We start from the raw sequence: 19,908 nt of genomic DNA, 5'->3' as shown, positions 1-19,908 counted from the left end.
CCCCCGCTCCCGGCTTCGCTCGAGCGGGGGGACCCCCATGGTGGGGTCGTGTCGGGCGGTGGAGCCAACTGGGAGAACCTGCCTTGAGTCGTGAAACTGACACTCCGTCCTCCGGGCCCAACGGGCGCGGCGGAGCCGCATACCCCTCCGGCACGCCGCCGTACGGGACCCCCATGGCTTCCGGTGACGGTGCGGACGCGGGTCGTTCGGGCACGCGGCCGGAGGAGAAGAAGACCGAGACCACGCTGACGACCCGGATCCGCATCAACATTCCCGGATCCCGGCCCATCCCGCCGGTCGTCGTGCGCAAGCCCGTCGGGGATGCCGACGGTGCCGGGGACGAGACGCCCGCCGACGCGCGGCCCGCCGCCGACCGGACCGCCACCGGTACCGGCACCGCCGAGCCCGCAGCCGAGCCCGCGGGCCAGGCCGAGGAGAAGACCAGCGACTGGTTCGCACCCCGCAAGTCCGGCGGCGGCAAGGGCGGTCCGGCCGGCGGTGGCACGAACGGGGCCGGAACGTCCGGTGGTTCCACCCCCGCCTCGGGCGCGTCGGGCACCCGTTCGGGTGGTCCGGGAGCATCCGGTGCGGCCGGTACCACCGGCGCACGACCGGGCGGCGGCCGTCCCGGCGGTGTGGTCGGTTCCATGAGTGTGCCGGGCGGCTCCCGCTCCGGCGGTACGAACGGCAAGGGCCTGCCCGGCGCCACCGGCGGCCCCGTCGCCCCCGGACACGGCGGCGGCACCGGCTCCTTCGACGTGACCGAGGCCCTGGCCGCGGGCCCGCTGGGCGGCGGCTCCCGCCCCGGCGCGTCCAGCGGCGAACCGCGCCGCGACGACCTGCCCTACTTCTCGGAGAACGGCGGCCAGGACACCTTCGGCGCCACGGGCCCGACCGGCGCGGGCGGCCCGGACGGCTTCGGCGGTGCGGCGGGCGCGAGCGGACCGAACGGCCCCGGCGGTCCCAGCGGCTTCAACGGCCCGCGCGGCCAGGGCGGTCCCGGCGGCCCGCAGGGCCCGGCCGGCCCCACCAGTGGCCCGGTCACCGGCGACGGCCCCCTCGTCCCGTCAGGCGGCGGGCCCGGCCCGGACGGCGGCGAACCCTTCGACGGCGGCCCCCGCTCCGGCGGTTCCCCCAGCACGGGAGGCGGCTACGGTGGCCCCGGCGGCCGGGGCACCCAGCCCCCCCGCAGCGCCCTCGCCGACCTCGCCGACCTCGAAGGTCCGGCCGGCCCCGGCGGCCCCGGCGGCCCCGGCGGTCCGGGCACCGGCCCCGGCGGCCAGCCCGGCGGCCCCGGACTAGGTCCGGGCGGCGGGCTCAGCGACGACACCGCGATCCTCACCCCGCAGAAGCCGGCCCCCGAACCGGCCACGCCCGGCTACCGCCCGGTCGACAACGTCTCCGGACACACCGTCACCAGCGGCATCCCGGTCGTCCCCGGCGCCGGCACCTCGCCGTTCGGCGGCGCCCGGCCCGACGGCCCGGCCACCCAGGCCCCGGCCGGGCCGGAGCCGTCCCCCGCGCCCAAGGCGCAGGCCAAGCCGAAGAAGAAGGGCCGCAGCAAGCTGGTGCTGCTGGGCGTCGGCGTGGTCGTCGTCGCGGGCGGTGCCTACGGCGCGGGCCTTTTGATGAACCACACCGACGTCCCCAAGGGCACCACGGTCCTCGGTGTGGACATCGGCGGCGGCACCCGTGACGACGCCGTCAAGAAGCTCGACGACGCCTTCGGCAACCGGGTGAACAAGCCGCTGAAGCTCTCCGTCGGCGGCAACACGGTCAGCGTCACCCCGGAGAACGCCGGCCTCCAGTTCGACTTCCAGGCCACCGTGAGCAAGGCCGCGACCAGCGACTACAACCCGGTCCACGTCATCGGCTCGCTCTTCGGGCAGAAGCGGGTGATCGACCCGGAGATGCCGGTGGACGAGGAGAAGCTGCAGGCGGCCCTCCAGCAGACCGGCGGCGGCTCCGGCGCGGTCACCGAGGGCGGCATCGACTTCAAGCCCGGCGCGGCCGTCGCCGTCTACGGCAAGGCGGGCAAGGCCATCGACGCGGCCCAGTCGACGAAGGCGGTCGAGCAGGCCTACCGCGCCATGGTCGAGACGGGCACGGCGAACCCGGTCACCGTCCCGGCGGCCACCAAGCAGCCGACGGTGTCCAAGGCCGAGGTCGACCGCGAGATGAAGGAGTTCGCGGAGCCGGCGATGTCGGGCAAGGTGACCGTGTCGGCGGGCGCGGGGCACGTGGTGGTGATGAGCCCGGAGAAATCGCTCTGGAAGTTCCTCAAGGTAGTGCCCACGTCGGACGGCAAGCTGGTCGACAAGCCCGACCTGGCCGCCCTGAAGCAGTTGTACGGCAAGACCTTCGACGGCGTACTCATCACCCGCGGCAACAACAAGAAGACCCCTGTCACCCCGCAGGACGTCTACGTCGCCCTCCGCCAGGCCCTGATCAGCAAGACCAACCGGGTCGCGGTCGTCGACCCCAACCCCAGTTAGTCCGGCCGTGCACGGGGGCGCCCAGCGATACGGGCGCCCCCTTCGCCATGCCCGTCACCCGATCCGCATGACATCTGTCATCCGGCACTCAGGACCCCCGACACTGCCCGGCACCCGGCCCCCGCCGCGAGCATGGATGCCATGACGACAACTGCGGCACCGGCCACCACCACCCCGGTGGTCGGCTTCGACCAGGTGACCAAGACGTACGGGAGCGTGCGGGCCGTCGACGGGCTCTCGCTCCGGCTGTATCCGGGCGAGACCGTCGCCCTCCTCGGCCCCAACGGGGCCGGCAAGTCCACCACCCTCGACCTGCTCCTCGGCCTCAAGCACCCCGACGGCGGCGCGGTGAGCCTCTTCGGCGGCACCCCGCGCGAGGCGATCGTCGCCGGGCGGGTCGGGGCGATGCTGCAGAGCGGCGGGCTGATGGACGAGGTCACCGTCCAGGAACTGGTGAAGCTGGGCTGCTCGCTGCACCCGAAGCCGTACAAGGCCGCGGACGTCATGGCCCGCGCCGGCATCACGCAGATCGCCGACCGCAAGGTCAACAAGCTCTCCGGCGGCCAGGCCCAGCGCGTGCGCTTCGCCCTCGCCACCGCCGGCGACAGCGACCTGATCATCCTGGACGAGCCGACCACCGGCATGGACGTCTCCGCCCGCCAGGCCTTCTGGGCCACCATGCGCGAGCAGGCCGACCAGGGCCGTACCGTCCTGTTCGCCACCCACTACCTCGAAGAGGCCGACGCCATCGCCGACCGGGTCCTGGTGCTGCACCGCGGCCGGCTCCTCGCCGACGGCACCGCTGCCGAGATCAAGGCCAAGGCGGGCGCCCGCCGGGTCTCCTTCGACCTGGAGGGCGAGATCGACGAGGCCGCCCTGCGCGCCCTGCCCTTCCTGACGTCCCTCGACGTGTCCGGGCAGACCGTCCGCATCCAGTCGTCCGACGCCGACGCCAGCGTGCACGCCCTGTACGGCCTCGGCGTCTACCCCCGCAACCTCGAAGTCGCCGGTCTCGGTCTGGAGCAGGCCTTCGTCGCCATCACGGAGGCCGAGGAGGCCAAGCAGTCATGAACGCCCTGATCAAACTCGAACTCGCGCGTGCCTTCCGGAACAAGAAGTTCCTGTTCTTCTCGGTGCTCTACCCCGCGATCCTGTTCCTGATCTTCTCCAGCAGCTCCGGCTCCACCTCCAGGGTCGACGGCACCGGTCTGACCGTCGCCACTTACCTGATGGTCTCCATGGCCTCCTTCGGCGCCCTGACGGCCGTCCTGATGGGCAACAGCGAGCGCATCGCCAAGGAGCGCGAGAGCGGCTGGGTACGACAGCTGCGGCTGACCCCGCTGCCCGGGCGCGGCTACGTCCTCGCCAAGACCGCCAGCGCCGCCGTGGTGAGCCTGCCGTCGATCATCGTGGTGTTCGTGGCCGCCGCCGCCGTCAAGCACGTCCACCTGGACGCCTGGCAGTGGCTCGCCCTCACCGGGGTCATCTGGGCCGGCAGCCTGGTCTTCGCCGCGCTCGGTGTCGCCCTCGGCTACCTCGCCTCCGGTGACGCGGTCCGCCCGATCACCATGATCGTCTACTTCGGTCTGTCGATCCTCGGCGGCCTGTGGATGCCGTCCACCACCTTCCCGAAGATCCTGCAGGACATCGCGAAGTGGCTGCCCACGCACGCGTACGCTGCTCTGGGACGGGCGATCGAGCAGAGCCAGGCCCCGAGCGCGACGGACATCGCGATCCTCGCCGTCTACTTCGTCCTGTTCGCGGGCGGCGCGGCCTGGCTGTACCGGAAGGACACGCTGAAGGCGTGAGCATGATGACGGAAGACCGGCAGAACGGTGAGGCGGGGCCGGAGACGCAGGTGCGGATCGGCCAGGGTCCGACCAGCCGGCGCGAGCTGATGGTCAAGATGCTGTGGATCGGCGTCTGGCTGGTCTTCCTCAGTTCGCCGGTCAAGGACCTGACCTCCGGCCACCACACCACGGCCGGCACGGTGGGCGGCGCGATCGGCCTCGCCGCCTTCGTCACCGCCTACCTGACGCTGGTCTTCCGGAACATCGGCCAGACCTTCGCCCCACGGGTCGCCCTCTCACTGATCGCGGTCCTCGGAGTCCTCGCCCCCCTGCTGGCGTACACCCTGGGCGGCGCGTGGCTCGGCCTGTTCGTCTACCTGTCGGTCGCCTGCGGGGCCACCCTGCCGGTCCGGGCCGCGTTCTGGGCGATCCCCGCGGCGACCGTCGCGATGTACCTCATCGGAGCGCACTGGGACGAGAAGGCCGACGACAGCCTGCTGCTCGTCCCGCTGATCGGGTTCGCGATGGTCGGTGTCAGCCAACTCATCCGGACCACCGTCGAGTTGCGCAAGGCGAGGGCCACCGTCGCCCACCTCGCCGCCAACGAGGAGCGCCTCCGCCTCGCCCGCGACCTGCACGACCTGCTCGGCCACTCCCTCTCCCTGATCACGCTGAAGAGCGAGCTGGCCGGCCGGATGCTGCCCGACCACCCCGACAAGGCGGCCCAGCAGGTCGCCGACATCGAACAGGTCAGCAGGCAGGCCCTGGTGGACGTCCGCGAGGCCGTCACCGGATACCGGCGCCCCCGGCTCGCCGCCGAACTCGCCGGCACCCAGATCGCCCTGACCGCCGCCGGTGTCACCGCCGAGGTGCCCGCCGAGCCCGACCTCGACGGTGTCCCCGAGGAGGCCGAGTCCGTGCTCGCCTGGGCGCTGCGCGAGGCGGTCACCAACGTCGTCCGGCACTCCGGCGCCGACAAGTGCCTCGTCCAGCTCGCCCACCGCCAGACCCTGGACGGTCCGATGCTCGAACTCTCCGTCGAGGACAACGGATCCGGGGGCACCGGCGGCGGGCCCGGCAACGGTCTGACCGGTCTGACCGAGCGGCTGGAGAAGGCCGGCGGCACTCTGGAGGCGGGCCGGTTCCGGCACGGGTTCCGGCTGGTCGCCCGCGTCCCGGCGGCCCTTCCGGGGGACGTAGGATCCGGGGCATGACGAGCACGATCAAGGTCCTCCTGGCCGAGGACCAGTCGATGGTCCGCGAGGCCCTGGCCGCGCTGCTCGGCCTCGAGGACGACATCGAGGTCGTCGCCCAGGTCGCGCGCGGGGACGAGGTCCTCGGGGCCGTCGGCACGCACGGCGTGGACGTGGCGCTGCTCGACATCGAGATGCCCGGCTGCACCGGCATCGAGGCGGCGGCCCAGGTCCACCGGGAGTTCCCGGGGGTCAAACTGGTCGTCCTGACCACTTTCGGGCGCCCCGGCTATCTGCGCAGCGCCATGGAGGCCGGCGCCGACGCCTTCCTCGTCAAGGACGCCCCGGCCGCCCAGCTCGCCGAGGCCGTCCGCAAGGTGCTGGCCGGCGAGCGGGTCATCGACCCCACGCTCGCCGCCGCCGCGCTCGCCGAGGGCGCGAACCCGCTGACCGAGCGCGAACGCGAGGTGCTGCGCGCGGCGGCCGACGGTTCCACCAACGCCGAGCTGGCCAAGACCCTCCACCTCTCCCAGGGCACCGTCCGCAACTACCTCTCCACGGCCATCCAGAAGCTCGCGGTACGCAACCGGGCGGAGGCGGTGCGGACAGCCCGGGAGAAGGGGTGGCTGTGAACACCCTTCGCTTCCGGCTCGACCGGCTTCTCAGTTGAGCATCGCGCGAGCGGTGTGCGCCTGTTGCCGAACCGTGCGTGCGGCCGGCTCGTCCACCACCTCGATCAAGTCGGCGTAATACTCCAGCTCTTCCGCGCCTGACACGAACTCGCCCCGCTGCACCAGCAGTTGCCCCCGCTCGTAGCGCAGCCGCGCCGGGTGCGCGGGTACCAGCAGGGCCAGCTCCACGGCCCACAGCGCCACATCGGACCGCTCGGGCCGCGCCGTGGCCCACGCGCGGACGTTGTTCAGGATCCGCTGGACGACGTCCAGCGGCGCCGCGGGCTCCAGCATGGCGGCATCCAGGGGCGCCCCCGTGGCCCCGGCCACGAGCATCTCCGCGTCGGTCCCGGTCAGCACCCGCCCGCCGTCGAACGGGTCGGCCAGCACCTGCTCCTCCGCCGCGCCGAACCCGACCACGAAGTGCCCCGGCAGCGCCACCCCGTACACCGGAGCCCCCGCGCGCCGCGCGACCTCCAGCCACACCACCGACAGCAGGATCGGCAGCCCCCGCCGTCGCCGCAGCACCTCGTGCAGCAGGGAGGACTCCAGCCGCTGGTAGTCGCCGGGCGTCCCGTGGAACGCGTAGCGGGCCCCGAGCAGCCGCCGAACGGCCTCCGCCCAGGCCTGCGGCCCACCCGGCCGGTACGGCAGCTCGCCCGCGAGCCGGTCCAGCTCCGCCTGCGCCGCGTCGATGCCGGTCTCGTCCAGCGAGCCGTCCGCCTCGGCGCCGATCAGCAGGCACAGCGCCGACAGATCCGGCCGCTCGGACCGCGCCTCCTCGGCGAACCTCCGGCGCAACTCGGCCGACCGCTCCGGCGGGGGCGGATAGGGCGGCGGGAGATACGGGGGACGCATGGCAGGCTCATGCCCTTCCGCGGCGGTCGCCCCGCTCTTCCGGCGCCCGGTAGTGGTGGTACGCGTGGTGCGGTGCGAAGCCCAGCGCGGCGTAGAGCGCGCGGGCACCCTCGCTGTCCGTCTCGACCTGCAGCCAGGCCGCCGAGGCGCCCTCGTCCAGCGCGCGCCGGGCCAGCGCGGCCATCACCTCGGTGGCGAGCCCCTGCCGGCGCCGCCCGGGATCCACCTCGACGGCGGCGAACCCGGCCCACCGCCCGTCCACGACGCACCGTCCGATCGCGGCCGGAGGCTCACCCTCCGCACCCGGCACGGACGCGAACCACACCGACGGCCCACCGCTGAGCACCCGCAGGGCCACCTCGCTCACCCCCTTTCGCCGGTACCGGGCGAGCCACGCCTCGTCCGCCTGCCGGGACAACGCCACACCGGCGCCCTCGGCCCGGTCCGCGACCGGCGCCAGGGCACCCGTCCACACCTCGGCGGTCACCTCCCGCACCCAGCCACGCCGCTCCAGATGCGCGGACAGCACCTCCTGCGTGCCCTCGGCCCCGGTGGCCGTCTGGACGTAGGCGGGCAGTCCACGCTCGCCGTACCAGCGTCGTACGGCCGCAAGGGCCGCGTCGAGCGGAACGCCCGGATCACCGAGGGGGAGCACGCTGTTGGCCCGCCGAGTAAACCCGCCGGCGGCCCGCAGCTCCCACTCCCCGAGCCGCTCGGTCTCCAGTGGCGGCCATCCGCGCGAGAGGACCGGCGCGAGTTCCCCGTACGAGGCGGCGGGTCCGCGGCGGCGCGCCGGAGCCGCCGGTACGACCTTGCCCGCGACCAGGGCAGACTCGGCGATCCGGACACTCCGTCCATCCCGTTGTGTGATCATGAGCACGCCATCGTCCCATGATGTGAGAACACCCACCGTGTCGGTGAACTTCTCCTGTGCCGCCCCAGGTTCGCTCAAGCGCCGTACTGAGACTCGTTTTCCCACGTCAGCGGGGGTGATTCGGACTTCCAGGCGTCCTGCCGCCGAGATTTCCACTGGTCAGTTCACCCCTCCTGTTCGGATCGTGCTCCGGAACGGAGATACTAGGGGCGGGCATCGACGACGCCGCGCTCCCGCGCGCCAGGCGGCGGAGCCTGAGGAGGCCCGCCAGCGCCCTATCGAGGAGGAACGACAGCGTGACCTACGTCATCGCGCAGCCTTGTGTCGACGTCAAGGACAAGGCGTGCATCGAGGAGTGCCCGGTCGACTGCATTTACGAGGGCTCCCGGTCCTTGTACATCCACCCGGACGAATGCGTCGACTGTGGTGCCTGTGAGCCGGTCTGCCCGGTCGAGGCGATCTTCTACGAGGACGACGTCCCCGAGGAGTGGAAGGACTACTACAAGGCGAACGTCGAGTTCTTCGACGAGCTCGGCTCTCCCGGCGGCGCCAGCAAGCTCGGGCTGATCGAGCGGGACCACCCCTTCGTCGCCGCGCTGCCGCCGCAGGGCGAGTGACCGATCTGAGCACCTAGAGGCCGCCCGCAAGCCGCGCCGCCTCGGTCCCGTACGGCCCGATCAGCCCCCGCCGGCCTGATCACCGCCGTACGGGACCGAGGCGTTTGCCGCACCGTACGAAAGTGAGCCTGATTCCCGTGTCCGCAGTCTCCGACCGGCTCCCCGCCTTCCCCTGGGACAAGCTGGAGCCGTACAAGAAGACGGCCGTCGCCCACCCCGACGGGATCGTCGACCTCTCCGTGGGAACCCCCGTCGACCCGGTGCCCGAACTGATCCAGAAGGCCCTGATCGACGCGGCCGACTCGCCGGGCTACCCGACGGTCTGGGGCACCCCGGCGCTGCGCGACGCGATCACCGGCTGGCTGGAGCGCCGCCTGGGCGCCCGCGGGGTCACCCACCGCCATGTCCTGCCGGTCGTCGGCTCCAAGGAACTGGTGGCCTGGCTGCCCACCCAGCTGGGCCTCGGCCCCGGCGACAAGGTGGCCTACCCGCGCCTGGCCTACCCCACCTACGAGGTCGGCGCCCGCCTCGCCCGCGCCGGCTACGAGACCTACGACGACCCGCGCGACCTCGACCCGACGGGCCTGAAGCTCCTCTGGCTGAACTCCCCGTCCAACCCCACCGGCAAGGTCATCCCGAAGGAGGACCTGACCGCGATCGTCGCCTGGGCCCGCGAGCACGGCGTCCTGCTGGTCTCCGACGAGTGCTATCTGGAGCTGGGCTGGGAGACCGACCCGGTCTCGGTCCTGCACCCGGACGTCAACGGCGGCTCCTACGACGGCATCGTCGCCGTCCACTCCCTCTCCAAGCGCTCCAACCTGGCGGGCTACCGCGCGGCCTTCGTCGCCGGCGACCCGGCCGTCCTCGGCCCGCTCCTGGAGATCCGCAAGCACGGCGGCATGATGACCTCCGCCCCCGCCCAGGCGGCGGTCGTGGCGGCGCTGGGCGACGACGCCCACGTCCACGAGCAGCGCGAGCGCTACGCCGCCCGCCGCGAGGCCCTGCGGGCCGCCCTGCTCGGGCACGGCTTCCGCATCGAACACAGCGAGGCGAGCCTGTACCTCTGGGCCACCCGGGACGAGCCCTGCTGGACCACGGTCGCCCACCTGGCCGGCCTCGGCATCCTGGTGGCCCCGGGCGACTTCTACGGCGAGGCGGGCGGGAAGTTCGTCCGAGTGGCCCTGACGGCCACGGACGAACGCGTCCAGGCGGCGGTGTCCCGCCTGTAGCGACGGCCGCTCGCGCCGGGCCGGGCGCCGTTCCGGGCCCGGCCCCGCGCCCCGCCGACGTAGACGCAAAGGCGGACGGGGTCCAGGGAACTCCCTGGACCCCGTCCGGCGGTCAACGCCAGGCGCTCAGCCGAGCGGCAGCGCCCCGCCCTGCACCGGCAGCTGCGGCAGTCCGCTCTTCGCCGTGGAGGATGCGGTGTCCCCGACGACGCTTCCGGCCGCCCCGGCCACTTCCCCAGCGGCCTTCCGCGCCACCGGCGCCGTCTTGTTCACGGCACCGGTGCCGGTCTTGGCCGCGCCCGGCACGGTCTTCCCGACCGCGGTGCCGCCCGTGGTGGCCGCGAGGGTGGTGGCGTTCTGCGCGGCACCCTCGACGGTGTGGCCGACGTTCGCCGTGTCCGGGGCGGTCACGCCGCTCAGGTTCGGGGTCGCCACCGGCTGGTTCGTGGCCGCACCGGCGGAGCCGGCCGCACCGACCCCGGCAGCCGCTCCCGCTGCGACGAGCAGCGCGGCACGGGCGATCCGGCGGGTCAGAGGGAGGGACATGATGCTCCATTCGACGGGAGAGAACGGTGTGTGTGGTCCGGGCTCGTGTCCGGCTCGGACGCCGTGACTACCGCTCGAAGCCCGCGAAGGTTGCGGACGCCCCAGGTAAAGAATGGATAACGCATCGCATTATCAGGTGTGGATAAAAACGGGCAAAGAGCGTCCCTGGGGGACTCCCGCAGAATCCTTACAGCCTTTGATTTCCAAGGGATCCCGGATTCGACGGCGATCCCGCCCGGGACACGCGCCGAACCGGTGCCGTACAACCCGTCGGAATGATCCCTCGTACTACTGTCCGGCCACGATGCGGACGGCCGTCACGGACTTCTCCGCACCGCCGCCCCCGCCCGTGGCAGCCGCCTTCCACGGGTCGTCGCCGCTCCCGGCGGTCCACTCCCGCCCCGCGAACGACACGCGCTGGATGTGCAGCGCCGAGGAGTTCGCCACCGCCCACTGCGCCAGCTGCCAGCCCCGCTCGCGCCCGGTGCGCCCGCTCGCGTCCGCCTCCGTGCCCTGCGGCACCGGAACGGTCACCGTCCGCCCGTGCGCGGTCGCGGTCACGCTCGGCGAGGGAGACGGCGACGGCACGGGAGTACCCCCAACCTGCGCACCGGTCTCCTGCAGCGCGTCCCGCCCGAAGTCCCGGACCAGCGCCGTCCGTACCGCCTCCGGACCGGTCGCCGAGGCGGCGGGCTCCGGGCGTCCGTCACAGGTCAGCGTGGCCGCCGCGCGGCCGGTCAGCGCCGCCGCCAGCAGCTTCGCGTCCGGCTCGTGCTTGGCGTACGCCTCCGGGTAACCGCTGCGCTGCACCTCCTGGGCCGCCCGGGTCAGCGGCAGCCCGACGTAGTTCGGCACCTTGGCCAGGTGCGCGTAGAAGATGCCCGCCGCGTACGCGGGGTCCATGATCTGCTGCTCGGTGCCCCAGCCCTGCGAGGGCCGCTGCTGGAACAGGCCGAGCGAGTCCCGGTCGCCGTGCTCGATGTTGCGCAGCCCCGACTCCTGCAGGGCGGTCGCCAGCGCGATCGTCACGGCCCGCTCGGGCATCCCGCGCCCGGTGCCCACGGCCGCGATCGTCGCCGCGTTCACCGCCTGCTCCGGCGTGAACTCGTACGACGTCCCGTCGCCGTCGGCGGAGACCACCTTGCAGCCGCGCGCGCCGCCGCCTCCGGTGACGTACTGCACCACGAGGTACGCGGCGACACCGCACAGGACCAACAGGGCCGCCGCGAAACGGAAGAGGCGGCCGCGGCGTTTGGGACGGGTGGGGGACGGCTCTGGCACGCGTACAAGGTACTGGAGGGCCGTCCGGCCCTCACGCGGGGTTACCGGACAGCGCTTACCACCTGGCCCCCGTGACCGGCGCGCTAGGGTCGGCGCCATGGCCGACACCTCGCTTGACCTCACGCTGGATGCCGCCGCGCTCACCGCGCAGCTGGTGGACCTCCCCTCCGAGAGCGGGACCGAGAAGCCGCTCGCGGACGCGATCGAGACCGCCCTGCGCGCCCTGCCGCACCTGACGGTGGACCGCTACGGCAACAACGTGATCGCCCGTACGAACCTCGGCCGCTCCGAGCGCGTGATCCTGGCCGGCCACATCGACACGGTGCCGATCGCCGGGAACGTGCCCTCGCGCCTGGACGCGGACGGCGTGCTGTGGGGCTGCGGCACCTGCGACATGAAGTCGGGTGTCGCGGTGCAGCTGCGCATCGCGGCCACGGTCCCCGCCCCCAACCGCGACCTGACCTTCGTCTTCTACGACAACGAGGAGGTCGCCGCCGACCTCAACGGCCTCAGGCATGTCGCCGAGGCCCACCCCGAGTGGCTGCAGGGCGACTTCGCGGTCCTGCTGGAGCCCTCCGACGGCGAGGTCGAGGGCGGCTGCCAGGGCACCCTGAGGGTGCTGCTGAAGACCACGGGTGAGCGGGCCCACTCGGCGCGCGGCTGGATGGGCTCCAACGCCATCCACGCGGCGGCGCCCATCCTGGCCCGCCTGGCGTCCTACGAGCCCCGCTGGCCGCTGATCGACGGCCTGGAGTACCGCGAGGGCCTGAACGCGGTGGGCGTCAGCGGCGGCGTCGCCGGCAACGTCATCCCCGACGAGTGCGTGGTGACGGTCAACTTCCGCTACGCCCCCGACCGCACCGAGGAGGAGGCGATCGCGCACGTCCGCGAGGTGTTCGCGGACTGCGGGGTGACGGAGTTCGTGGTCGACGACCACAGCCCCGGCGCGCTGCCCGGCCTCTCCCACCCGGCCGCCGCGGCCTTCATCGAGGCGGTCGGCGGCACCCCTAAGCCCAAGTACGGCTGGACGGACGTCTCCCGCTTCTCCGCGCTGGGCGTGCCCGCGGTCAACTACGGCCCCGGCAACCCGCACCTGGCCCACAAGCGCGACGAGCGGGTGGAGACGGCGAAGGTCCTGGCGGGTGAGGAGCGCCTGCGGAACTGGCTCACCGCGTAGGGCACCGCCGCTCGGCGGTGCGTGCCGGACATGCTCACGTCCCCCCTCCGTAACCCGCGTGGATCTAGTCTGAGATCGAACTACCGGCAAGCGGAGGGAGCGCACATGGCTACCGGCAACCCCGAGGGGAAGAAGCAGCCGCCGGACGAGCAGCGGCTCGGACCGGTCCTCCGGCGTCGCGGGCAGGTGACGCACAGCACGACGGACCAGCGGCTGCTCGACGAGCGCGCCCCCACCGACTGGGTCCACACCGATCCCTGGCGGGTCCTGCGGATCCAGTCGGAGTTCATCGAGGGCTTCGGCACACTGGCGGAACTCCCGCCCGCCATCAGTGTGTTCGGCTCGGCCCGTACGCCGGTGGACTCGCTGGAGTACGACGCGGGGGTCCGGCTCGGCCGGGGCCTGGTGGAGGCCGGCTGGGCGGTGATCACGGGCGGCGGCCCGGGCGCCATGGAGGCGGCCAACAAGGGCGCGTGCGAGGCGGGCGGCGTCTCGGTCGGCCTCGGCATCGAGCTGCCCTTCGAGCAGGGGCTCAACCCCTACGTCGACATCGGCCTCAACTTCCGCTACTTCTTCGTCCGCAAGATGATGTTCGTCAAGTACGCCCAGGGGTTCGTGGTCCTGCCCGGCGGCCTCGGCACGCTCGACGAACTCTTCGAGGCGCTCACCCTGGTCCAGACCCAGAAGGTCACCCGCTTCCCGATCGTCCTCTTCGGCAGCGAGTACTGGGGCGGCCTGGTGTCCTGGCTGAGGAACACCCTGGTGGCCCAGGGCAAGGCCGCCGAGAAGGACCTCCTCCTCTTCCACGTCACGGACGAGGTGGACGAGGCGGTGGCCCTGGTGTCGAAGGAGGCGGCCCGCTAGCGCGCTGCACACGGGGTACCAGGGGGCGGAGCTCCCTGGTACCTAGTGCTCTGACCGCATAGGTTCGCCGGGCTGATGGTTGGAGCGGTTGGATGGGCGGTGACGTTCGTTCCGACCGCTGGAGGTGTGGTGGCCGAGCCTGTGCGGGTGCGCAGACTGACCGACCAGGAAGGGCAGAAGCTGCAGCAAATCGTCCGCCGGGGCAGTACCAGCTCGGTGCGCTACCGGCGGGCGATAATGCTGCTGGCGTCCGCCGGCGGGAACCGCGTGCCGGTGATCGCACAGCTGGTGCAGGCCGACGAGGACACGGTGCGGGCGGTGATCCACCGGTTCAACATCCTGGACAACCTCTCCGCCCACACCGGGGCGGACATCCGTCGCTGGGCGAAGAAGAACAAGGTCGAGCTGTGCTTCACCCCGACCTACGCCTCCTGGGCCAACCCGATCGAGGCGCACTTCGGACCGCTGCGGCAGTTCACCCTGGCCAACTCCCACCACCGCAGCCACCCCGCGCAGACCCGGGCCTTGCGCCGCTATCTGCGCTGGCGCAACGCCAACGCCCGTCACCCCGACGTGCTCGCCGCCCAGCGCAAGGAACGCGCCCGCATCCGCAGCGAGAAGGGCATCCGCTGGGGCGGACGTCCCCTCCCCACCGCCGCCTGACTCGCCCCGGCCTCACAGCGGCAGACAGCCTGGCTGTCGATCACTTGACATGCGCGGCGATGGTCCGTGCGCACTCCATCGCCTCCGCGTGTGTGGTGTCCACCTCCAGGTCATAGGCCACGCCCTGGTGGACCACTTCCGCCTGGGATGCAGCCATCCCGATGGTCCGATCGCCTCGTGCGACCTCACGGCCTGCGGCCACCGCCGCGTCACACCTGACGCCGACCCACAGCACCTGCAGTTCACCCAAGGCTTTCTGCCATCGCTGCTGTGAGTACGCTCCGCCAAGGAAGACCTCGTCGACGATGACCCTGGCGCCTGCACGGGCCATCGCGGCGACCCCCGCAATCCATGCCGCTTCCAGCGTTCGGAACTCAGGACCGACGATCACCTCTCCGTCCGGAGCGAACTCGATCCCGCCATCCGACGCCTGCATGGACGCCGGCATCGCTTCAACCAGCGTGTCTGTCCCGAGGGCCAGCCACGGATCCGGCAGGACTGCCTGCAGACACCGAACGATCCCGGATTTCCCCGAGCTGGAACCACCGTTGACAACGATCACCTGAGTCATCACCGCGCCACAGTAGAGGCGCCAGGGCAACGCTCGAAACGGATTTCCGTGAACCCTGCACCGCCTGCCACAGCCCGGCGAACGTTCCCGGTCAGAGCACTAGGCGAGACCCCGCCGAGCGACCGCGGGGACCCGATGGCCGGCGATGGACGCGACCATCTCCAGCACCTGGCGCGTCTCGGCCACCTCATGCACCCGGTACACCTGCGCACCGAGCCACGCGGACACCGCGGTCGTCGCCAGCGTACCGATCAACCGCTCCTTCACCGGCCGGTCCAACGTCTCACCGACGAAGTCCTTGTTGGACAGCGACACCAGCACCGGCCACCCCGTCGCGACCATCTCGTCCAGCCGCCGCGTCGCCTCCAGACTGTGCCGCGTGTTCTTCCCGAAGTCGTGTCCGGGATCGATCAGCACCGACTCACGCGGCACCCCGAGCGACACCGCCCGCTCGGCCAGCCCCACGGTCACGTCCAGGATGTCGGCCATCACGTCGTCGTACGTCACCCGGTGCGGGCGGGTACGCGGCTGCGCACCCCCCGCATGCGTGCACACCAGCCCCGCCCCGTACCGCGCGGCGACCTCCGCGAGCCCCGGATCGACGCCGCCCCACGCGTCGTTCAGCAGATCCGCCCCCGCCTCGCACACCGCCTCGCCGACCTCGGCCCGCCAGGTGTCCACGCTGATCACCACGTCCGGGAAGCGGCGCCGTACCTCCGCCACGAAGCCGACCGTGCGCCGCGCCTCCTCCTCGGCCGTGACCTCCTCGCCCGGCCCGGCCTTCACCCCGCCGATGTCGACGATCGCGGCGCCCTCGGCCACCGCCTGCTCCACGCGCGCGAGGGCCGGCTCGTCGCGGAAGGTGGCCCCCTGGTCGTAGAAGGAGTCGGGAGTCCGGTTCACGATCGCCATGATCACCGGCTCATGGGGCCCGAATTCCCGCTTGCCCAGCCTGAGCATCCGCTGTGACCTCTCCTAGTGCGTCCCGCTGTACGGCCGCCTGTGACCCTAACTGTCAGACTCGCATGGCACGATCGGACCCTGAGAGATTCAGCGTCCGGAGCAACGTCCGGCAGAGAGCGTGGGGACCCCTGGCGATGGTGATGTTCTTGTTCCTGGTCGTCGCGCTGGCCGTCGTGGTCGCCGCGGTCACCCTCGCCGTGGTGGGCGGCGGCGGGAGCGGCCCGCTGCCCGAGGCGGCGCCGGAGCGGCTGCAGGACCCGCTGCCCGAGGACCGCCCGGTGGAGCGCGCGGACGTGGAGAGCCTGCGCTTCCCCGTCACCCCGCGCGGCTACCGCATGGCGGACGTCGACGACGCCCTCGGCCGGCTCGCCGCCGAACTCGCCGAGCGGGACGCCCGTATCGCCGACCTGGAGTCCGCGCTGGCCGGCGCGAGAGCCGCCGCCGCACACGCCCGCCTGGACAAGGGCGATCATCCGGAGGACCAGCGATGACCGCCGGCGCCGCCCTCGCCGGGCCGGACGGCGCCCTGCGCTGCCCCTGGGCCGTGTCCACCGCGGACTATGTGTCGTACCACGACGAGGAGTGGGGCCGCCCGGTCCACGGTGACGAGGCCCTCTTCGAGCGGATCAGTCTGGAGGCCTTCCAGTCGGGCCTGTCCTGGATCACGATCCTGCGCCGCCGCGAGGGTTTCCGCGCGGCCTTCGCCGGTTTCCGTATCGAGAAGGTCGCCGCGTTCACGGACGAGGACCGCGAGCGGCTGCTCGCCGACCCCGGCATCATCCGCAACCGCGCCAAGATCGACGCCACGCTCGCCAACGCGCGCGTGCTCGCCGACTGGGCCGAGGGCGAGCTGGACGGGCTGATCTGGTCGCACGCCCCCGACCCGGCCGCCCGCCCGGCTCCGAAGACCCTCGCCGACGTCCCGGCCGTGACCCCGGAGTCGACGGCCCTGTCCAAGGCCCTGAAGAAACGGGGCCTCAGATTCGTCGGCCCGACCACCGCGTACGCGCTGATGCAGGCATGCGGTCTGGTCAATGATCACTTGGAGGCATGCGTGGCGAGAAGCGCGGGCTCCTGACGGGCTGCCGGGAGGAGAGAAGCGACCATGTCCGAGGCCACGTCGAAGGGCATGGACCCGACCCTGGCCGGGATCCTGGACGCGGCGGCCCGCGGCCACTTCCCGCCGCCCGACGGCGGGGTCACCGTCGTGCCGCAGCCGAGCCACCGCGACGCCGGAGTGATCGCGTTCACCGCGCACTCCGTGGTGTTCACCGACGAGGACCCGCACTGGGTGCGCAGCACGCTCGCGTCCCTCGACTGCGACGAACTGGCGGCCCCGGTGAACCCCCGCTTCCTGGCCGCGTTCCTGGAGCGCACGGGCCGTTCGACGGACTGCGTCGACCTGCTCACGGTGGCCGGCTCCCTGCCCGGCGACCCCCCGGTGGACCTGCGGGAACTCACCGACCCGGACCACCCGCGCGTGCACAGGGCGCGCAGGTGCCGGGACGACGTCCGCGTCTGGGCGGCAAACGGGGGAGTGGTCGTCCTCGGCCGGGGCGTGGCGGGCCGCTGGGAGACGGCGATCGAGGTGGACGAGGACGTACGACACCGGGGCCTGGGCCGGGCACTGGCCACGGCCGCCCGCCACCTCGTCCCCCCGGGCCGGTGGCTCTGGTCCCAGCAGGCCACCGGCAACGCCCGCAGCGTGCGCGCCTTCCAAGCGGCCGGATACCGCCCGGTGGGCGCAGAGGCCCTGCTCACCGCCCACTAGCCCGGCCCCCGCGCCCCCTTGCCCCGGGCTCACCGGCCCAGGTACTTCGGCCTCTCCTTGTTCACGAACGCCTGCACGGCGATCGCGTGGTCCTCGGACTGGCCCGCGCGGGTCTGCAGCTCGTCCTCCTTCTCCAGGGTCTCGGCGAGGGAGTGGGTGAGGCCGTAGGCCACCGCCTCCTTGATCGCCGCGTACGCCACCGTCGGCCCCCCGGCCAGTGCCCGCGCCGTCTTCTCGGCCTCGGCGCGCAGCTCGGCGGCGGGTACGACCCGGTTGGCGATGCCCAGCTCCAGCGCGTCCTGGGCGCTGATGCTGCGCGGGAAGAGCAGCAGGTCGGCGGCGCGGCTCGGGCCGATCACCCGGGGCAGGGTCCAGGAGATGCCGGAGTCGGCGGTCAGGGCCACGCCGGCGAACGACGTGTTGAAGGACGCCGTGTCGGCCACGACGCGGTGGTCCGCCGCGAGCGCGAAGCCGAAGCCGGCCCCGGCCGCGACGCCGTTTACCGCGGCGACCACGGGCTTCGGCGCCCCGGCGAGGGCCCTCACGATCGGGTTGTAGTGCTCCTTGACCGTGCTCATCGTCTGCCCGGACCCGGTCTCACGGTCCGAGGCGAGCAGCCCGATGTGCTCCTTGAGGTCCTGGCCGACGCAGAACGCCCGGTCCCCTGCGGCGGTCAGCAGGATCGCCCGTACGGCCGTGTCCCCGGCCGCGGATTCCGCCGCCTCCCGGAGGGCGACTTTGGTCGCGATGTTCAGCGCGTTCATCGCCTCGGGGCGGTTCAGCGTGATCGTCGCGAGTCCGTCGCTCACCTCGTAGAGCACGGTGTCGGCCATGGCGCATCCCCTCCGGAGTCGCGGATGACGTACCGCTCAGTACGTCCCTGTATGAAGGACAGCATGGCGGAGATCGCCGCCCGAGGGCCGGACCGGACGTGTGACCTGCGTCAAAGAAAACCGGAGCGGAGCCGGTCCGCGGATCTCCGTGCAGCGGTGCAGTATCGCAGCCGCATCCCCGAATTGGGTGGTTTTGCTCGCGCGCGTTGCCCAAGCGATGCCGACTGATGTTGGTCATCGGGTCCTGCGATGCGGGATAATGGCTGGGAAGCAATGTGTTCGATGCCGGTGTCGCGTGTCCGTTTCGGAACCGCGAATGCCCTCCGAGGGCTCTCGGCAGACGATGAGCTGGTTTCAGGAAGGGGAACGAGCATGGCGGCCATGAAGCCGCGGACGGGTGATGGCCCGCTCGAGGTGACCAAGGAGGGGCGGGGCATCGTCATGCGCGTTCCGCTCGAAGGCGGCGGTCGACTCGTCGTCGAGCTGACCCCTGACGAGGCCGAGGCGCTTGGCGACGCCCTCAAGAAGGTCGTCGTCTGACGCCCCAGCGACAGTGTCCTTCCGACTGCCCCGGCATCGTACGCGGTGCCGGGGCAGTCGCGTCTCCCTGCCCCGGCGGCGGGCCGCTCATCGCTTGACGGCGCACAGCAGACCGTCCCCCACCGGCAGCAGCGACGCCACCAGCTCCTGGCTCTCGCGCACCGTGCGCAGCAGTTCGCGCAGCTTGAGCACCTCCGTCGGCTGCGGTCCCGAGTCGACCGTACGGCCGTTGGCGAAGACGCCCTCGAAGACCACCAGGCCACCGGGCCGGAGCAGGCGCAACGATTCAGCGAGGTAGTCCAGGTACTCCAGCCGGTCCCCGTCGCAGAAGACGAGGTCATAGCCGGCGTCGGCGAGACGCGGGAGCACCTCCAGGGCGCGGCCGGGGATGAAGCGGGCCCGGTTGCTGGCGAAACCACAGGCCCGGAAGGCCTGCCGGGCGGACTGCTGGTGCTCCGGCTCCGGGTCGACCGTGGTGAGCACCCCGTCCGGGCGCATCCCGTGCAGCAGATGGATGCCGGACACCCCGCAGCCGGTGCCGATCTCCGCGACCGCCTTCGCGTCCACGGAGGCGGCGAGCAGACGCAGCGCGGCACCCGTGCCGGGCGACACCGAGCGCAGCCCTGCCTCGCGGGCCCGGTCACGGGCCCACCGCAGCGCTTCGTCCTCGGCGACAAAGGCGTCGGCGAACGCCCAGCTCGTCTGCCGGTTGCCGGTAATGACCCTCTCCTGTCCCCATGGATGCCTGGGCGTGACTGTATCCGTTGGTGCCGGGAACCCGCAGATGGGACCGGGCGTTTATAGGGATGAGACGGTGGCCGGCGACGCGACGGGGGGCGAGAGGTGGATCAGGGCGCCGAGCAACTCCTGACGCAGCCGCACGAGCCGGATCAGCGAGTATCAAATTCTCGTAAAACCGCTTATCCGGAGCTAACGGGCGAGGTGGCTATGGTAGGGGCTCCACTGGACACC

Annotated in this window: 22 protein-coding genes; 14 read left to right on the top strand and 8 right to left on the bottom strand. The window is 72.3% G+C overall.

What is annotated here, in order from left to right; genetic code table 11:
* Positions 1-83: 83 nt before the first annotated feature.
* The 5 genes from ACZ7GZ_RS27655 (at position 84) to ACZ7GZ_RS27635 (ending at position 6,110) form a co-directional block, all read left to right on the top strand.
* Entirely contained in the window at positions 84-2,495 is a 2,412-nt protein-coding gene (locus tag ACZ7GZ_RS27655) for a hypothetical protein (RefSeq protein ID WP_471028184.1), read from the top strand.
* A 141-nt stretch (positions 2,496-2,636) separates the two neighbouring features.
* Positions 2,637-3,566, top strand: a complete 930-nt coding sequence (locus ACZ7GZ_RS27650) for an ABC transporter ATP-binding protein (protein WP_471028183.1) — start codon at positions 2,637-2,639, stop codon at positions 3,564-3,566.
* Entirely contained in the window at positions 3,563-4,303 is a 741-nt protein-coding gene (locus ACZ7GZ_RS27645; protein ID WP_471028180.1) for an ABC transporter permease, read from the top strand. Before ACZ7GZ_RS27650 ends, ACZ7GZ_RS27645 begins: the two co-directional genes overlap by 4 nt.
* Positions 4,304-4,308: 5 nt before the next feature.
* Positions 4,309-5,499 carry a sensor histidine kinase gene (locus tag ACZ7GZ_RS27640; RefSeq protein WP_471028316.1) on the top strand — a complete coding sequence of 397 codons (1,191 nt, stop codon included), beginning with the start codon at positions 4,309-4,311 and terminating at the stop codon, positions 5,497-5,499.
* Positions 5,496-6,110 (top strand): response regulator, encoded by a 615-nt coding sequence (locus ACZ7GZ_RS27635; RefSeq protein WP_471028179.1) that lies wholly within the window; start codon positions 5,496-5,498, stop codon positions 6,108-6,110. Before ACZ7GZ_RS27640 ends, ACZ7GZ_RS27635 begins: the two co-directional genes overlap by 4 nt.
* Before the next feature lie 30 nt (positions 6,111-6,140).
* On the opposite strand, the gene ACZ7GZ_RS27630 is transcribed toward ACZ7GZ_RS27635, so the two are convergent.
* Both ACZ7GZ_RS27630 and ACZ7GZ_RS27625 read right to left on the bottom strand, forming a co-directional pair.
* The gene (locus ACZ7GZ_RS27630; protein ID WP_471028178.1) at positions 6,141-7,007 is read right to left on the bottom strand and encodes a transglutaminase family protein; all 867 of its coding nucleotides are present in this window, start codon (positions 7,005-7,007) and stop codon (positions 6,141-6,143) included.
* 7 nt (positions 7,008-7,014) lie between these two features.
* The gene (locus ACZ7GZ_RS27625; protein WP_471028177.1) at positions 7,015-8,037 is read right to left on the bottom strand and encodes a GNAT family N-acetyltransferase; all 1,023 of its coding nucleotides are present in this window, start codon (positions 8,035-8,037) and stop codon (positions 7,015-7,017) included.
* 140 nt (positions 8,038-8,177) lie between these two features.
* Between ACZ7GZ_RS27625 and fdxA the strand changes: the two genes are divergently transcribed.
* Both fdxA and ACZ7GZ_RS27615 read left to right on the top strand, forming a co-directional pair.
* Positions 8,178-8,498, top strand: coding sequence for a ferredoxin (fdxA, locus tag ACZ7GZ_RS27620; protein WP_023546973.1), 321 nt, complete (start codon positions 8,178-8,180; stop codon positions 8,496-8,498).
* Positions 8,499-8,635: 137 nt separating this feature from the next.
* On the top strand, positions 8,636-9,727 hold the full coding sequence (locus tag ACZ7GZ_RS27615; protein WP_471028176.1) for a bifunctional succinyldiaminopimelate transaminase/glutamate-prephenate aminotransferase: 1,092 nt from the start codon (positions 8,636-8,638) through the stop codon (positions 9,725-9,727).
* A gap of 126 nt (positions 9,728-9,853) precedes the next feature.
* On the opposite strand, the gene ACZ7GZ_RS27610 is transcribed toward ACZ7GZ_RS27615, so the two are convergent.
* Entirely contained in the window at positions 9,854-10,273 is a 420-nt protein-coding gene (locus ACZ7GZ_RS27610) for an ATP-binding protein (RefSeq protein WP_471028174.1), read from the bottom strand.
* 288 nt (positions 10,274-10,561) lie between these two features.
* A complete protein-coding gene (locus ACZ7GZ_RS27605) occupies positions 10,562-11,554 on the bottom strand; it encodes a heavy metal transporter (protein ID WP_471028171.1) in 993 nt (330 codons plus the stop codon).
* A gap of 97 nt (positions 11,555-11,651) precedes the next feature.
* Here ACZ7GZ_RS27605 and dapE point away from each other — a divergent pair, with 97 nt between their 5' ends.
* The 3 genes from dapE (at position 11,652) to ACZ7GZ_RS27590 (ending at position 14,258) form a co-directional block, all read left to right on the top strand.
* Complete coding sequence (dapE, locus tag ACZ7GZ_RS27600) at positions 11,652-12,731, top strand: succinyl-diaminopimelate desuccinylase (RefSeq protein WP_471028169.1); 1,080 nt, start codon at positions 11,652-11,654, stop codon at positions 12,729-12,731.
* Between the two features lie 105 nt (positions 12,732-12,836).
* The gene (locus ACZ7GZ_RS27595; protein ID WP_471028167.1) at positions 12,837-13,595 is read left to right on the top strand and encodes an LOG family protein; all 759 of its coding nucleotides are present in this window, start codon (positions 12,837-12,839) and stop codon (positions 13,593-13,595) included.
* Between the two features lie 129 nt (positions 13,596-13,724).
* Entirely contained in the window at positions 13,725-14,258 is a 534-nt protein-coding gene (locus ACZ7GZ_RS27590; protein WP_471028166.1) for a transposase, read from the top strand.
* Positions 14,259-14,298: 40 nt separating this feature from the next.
* On the opposite strand, the gene cpt is transcribed toward ACZ7GZ_RS27590, so the two are convergent.
* A complete protein-coding gene (gene cpt / locus ACZ7GZ_RS27585; protein WP_471028314.1) occupies positions 14,299-14,829 on the bottom strand; it encodes a chloramphenicol phosphotransferase CPT in 531 nt (176 codons plus the stop codon).
* Between the two features lie 99 nt (positions 14,830-14,928).
* Positions 14,929-15,789 carry a dihydropteroate synthase gene (gene folP, locus ACZ7GZ_RS27580; protein ID WP_471028165.1) on the bottom strand — a complete coding sequence of 287 codons (861 nt, stop codon included), beginning with the start codon at positions 15,787-15,789 and terminating at the stop codon, positions 14,929-14,931.
* Between the two features lie 137 nt (positions 15,790-15,926).
* Between folP and ACZ7GZ_RS27575 the strand changes: the two genes are divergently transcribed.
* From ACZ7GZ_RS27575 to ACZ7GZ_RS27565, 3 genes are read left to right on the top strand one after another with little or no spacing between them, the layout of a single operon-like run.
* On the top strand, positions 15,927-16,283 hold the full coding sequence (locus tag ACZ7GZ_RS27575; protein WP_471028164.1) for a DivIVA domain-containing protein: 357 nt from the start codon (positions 15,927-15,929) through the stop codon (positions 16,281-16,283).
* Entirely contained in the window at positions 16,280-16,870 is a 591-nt protein-coding gene (locus ACZ7GZ_RS27570; RefSeq protein ID WP_471028163.1) for a DNA-3-methyladenine glycosylase I, read from the top strand. The genes ACZ7GZ_RS27575 and ACZ7GZ_RS27570 overlap by 4 nt, the downstream gene beginning before the upstream one ends.
* Positions 16,871-16,921: 51 nt before the next feature.
* Positions 16,922-17,563 carry a GNAT family N-acetyltransferase gene (locus ACZ7GZ_RS27565; protein ID WP_471028312.1) on the top strand — a complete coding sequence of 214 codons (642 nt, stop codon included), beginning with the start codon at positions 16,922-16,924 and terminating at the stop codon, positions 17,561-17,563.
* 29 nt (positions 17,564-17,592) lie between these two features.
* Here ACZ7GZ_RS27565 and chcB read toward each other — a convergent pair whose 3' ends face one another.
* Positions 17,593-18,396 (bottom strand): 2-cyclohexenylcarbonyl CoA isomerase, encoded by an 804-nt coding sequence (chcB, locus tag ACZ7GZ_RS27560; protein WP_471028161.1) that lies wholly within the window; start codon positions 18,394-18,396, stop codon positions 17,593-17,595.
* A gap of 372 nt (positions 18,397-18,768) precedes the next feature.
* Between chcB and ACZ7GZ_RS27555 the strand changes: the two genes are divergently transcribed.
* Positions 18,769-18,936 (top strand): DUF3117 domain-containing protein, encoded by a 168-nt coding sequence (locus ACZ7GZ_RS27555; RefSeq protein WP_018544333.1) that lies wholly within the window; start codon positions 18,769-18,771, stop codon positions 18,934-18,936.
* 87 nt (positions 18,937-19,023) lie between these two features.
* Here the strand turns inward: ACZ7GZ_RS27555 and ACZ7GZ_RS27550 are convergent, their stop codons facing one another.
* Entirely contained in the window at positions 19,024-19,722 is a 699-nt protein-coding gene (locus ACZ7GZ_RS27550; RefSeq protein ID WP_471028311.1) for an O-methyltransferase, read from the bottom strand.
* Positions 19,723-19,908: the final 186 nt, after the last annotated feature.

Source organism: Streptomyces sp. NPDC037288, from assembly GCF_055603265.1.
This window is presented reverse-complemented; position numbering and strand designations above follow the sequence as displayed.

What these genes read in the sequence shown, in the direction of transcription:
- ACZ7GZ_RS27650 (WP_471028183.1), top strand. Translation starts at nt 2,637, where the DNA reads ATGACGACAACTGCGGCACCGGCCACCACCACCCCGGTGGTCGGCTTC.
- ACZ7GZ_RS27645 (WP_471028180.1), top strand. Translation starts at nt 3,563, where the DNA reads ATGAACGCCCTGATCAAACTCGAACTCGCGCGTGCCTTCCGGAACAAG.
- ACZ7GZ_RS27640 (WP_471028316.1), top strand. Translation starts at nt 4,309, where the DNA reads ATGACGGAAGACCGGCAGAACGGTGAGGCGGGGCCGGAGACGCAGGTG.
- ACZ7GZ_RS27635 (WP_471028179.1), top strand. Translation starts at nt 5,496, where the DNA reads ATGACGAGCACGATCAAGGTCCTCCTGGCCGAGGACCAGTCGATGGTC.
- ACZ7GZ_RS27630 (WP_471028178.1), bottom strand. Translation starts at nt 7,007, where the DNA reads ATGCGTCCCCCGTATCTCCCGCCGCCCTATCCGCCCCCGCCGGAGCGG.
- ACZ7GZ_RS27610 (WP_471028174.1), bottom strand. Translation starts at nt 10,273, where the DNA reads ATGTCCCTCCCTCTGACCCGCCGGATCGCCCGTGCCGCGCTGCTCGTC.
- dapE (WP_471028169.1), top strand. Translation starts at nt 11,652, where the DNA reads ATGGCCGACACCTCGCTTGACCTCACGCTGGATGCCGCCGCGCTCACC.
- ACZ7GZ_RS27595 (WP_471028167.1), top strand. Translation starts at nt 12,837, where the DNA reads ATGGCTACCGGCAACCCCGAGGGGAAGAAGCAGCCGCCGGACGAGCAG.
- cpt (WP_471028314.1), bottom strand. Translation starts at nt 14,829, where the DNA reads ATGACTCAGGTGATCGTTGTCAACGGTGGTTCCAGCTCGGGGAAATCC.
- folP (WP_471028165.1), bottom strand. Translation starts at nt 15,789, where the DNA reads ATGCTCAGGCTGGGCAAGCGGGAATTCGGGCCCCATGAGCCGGTGATC.
- ACZ7GZ_RS27575 (WP_471028164.1), top strand. Translation starts at nt 15,927, where the DNA reads ATGGTGATGTTCTTGTTCCTGGTCGTCGCGCTGGCCGTCGTGGTCGCC.
- ACZ7GZ_RS27570 (WP_471028163.1), top strand. Translation starts at nt 16,280, where the DNA reads ATGACCGCCGGCGCCGCCCTCGCCGGGCCGGACGGCGCCCTGCGCTGC.
- ACZ7GZ_RS27565 (WP_471028312.1), top strand. Translation starts at nt 16,922, where the DNA reads ATGGACCCGACCCTGGCCGGGATCCTGGACGCGGCGGCCCGCGGCCAC.
- chcB (WP_471028161.1), bottom strand. Translation starts at nt 18,396, where the DNA reads ATGGCCGACACCGTGCTCTACGAGGTGAGCGACGGACTCGCGACGATC.
- ACZ7GZ_RS27555 (WP_018544333.1), top strand. Translation starts at nt 18,769, where the DNA reads ATGGCGGCCATGAAGCCGCGGACGGGTGATGGCCCGCTCGAGGTGACC.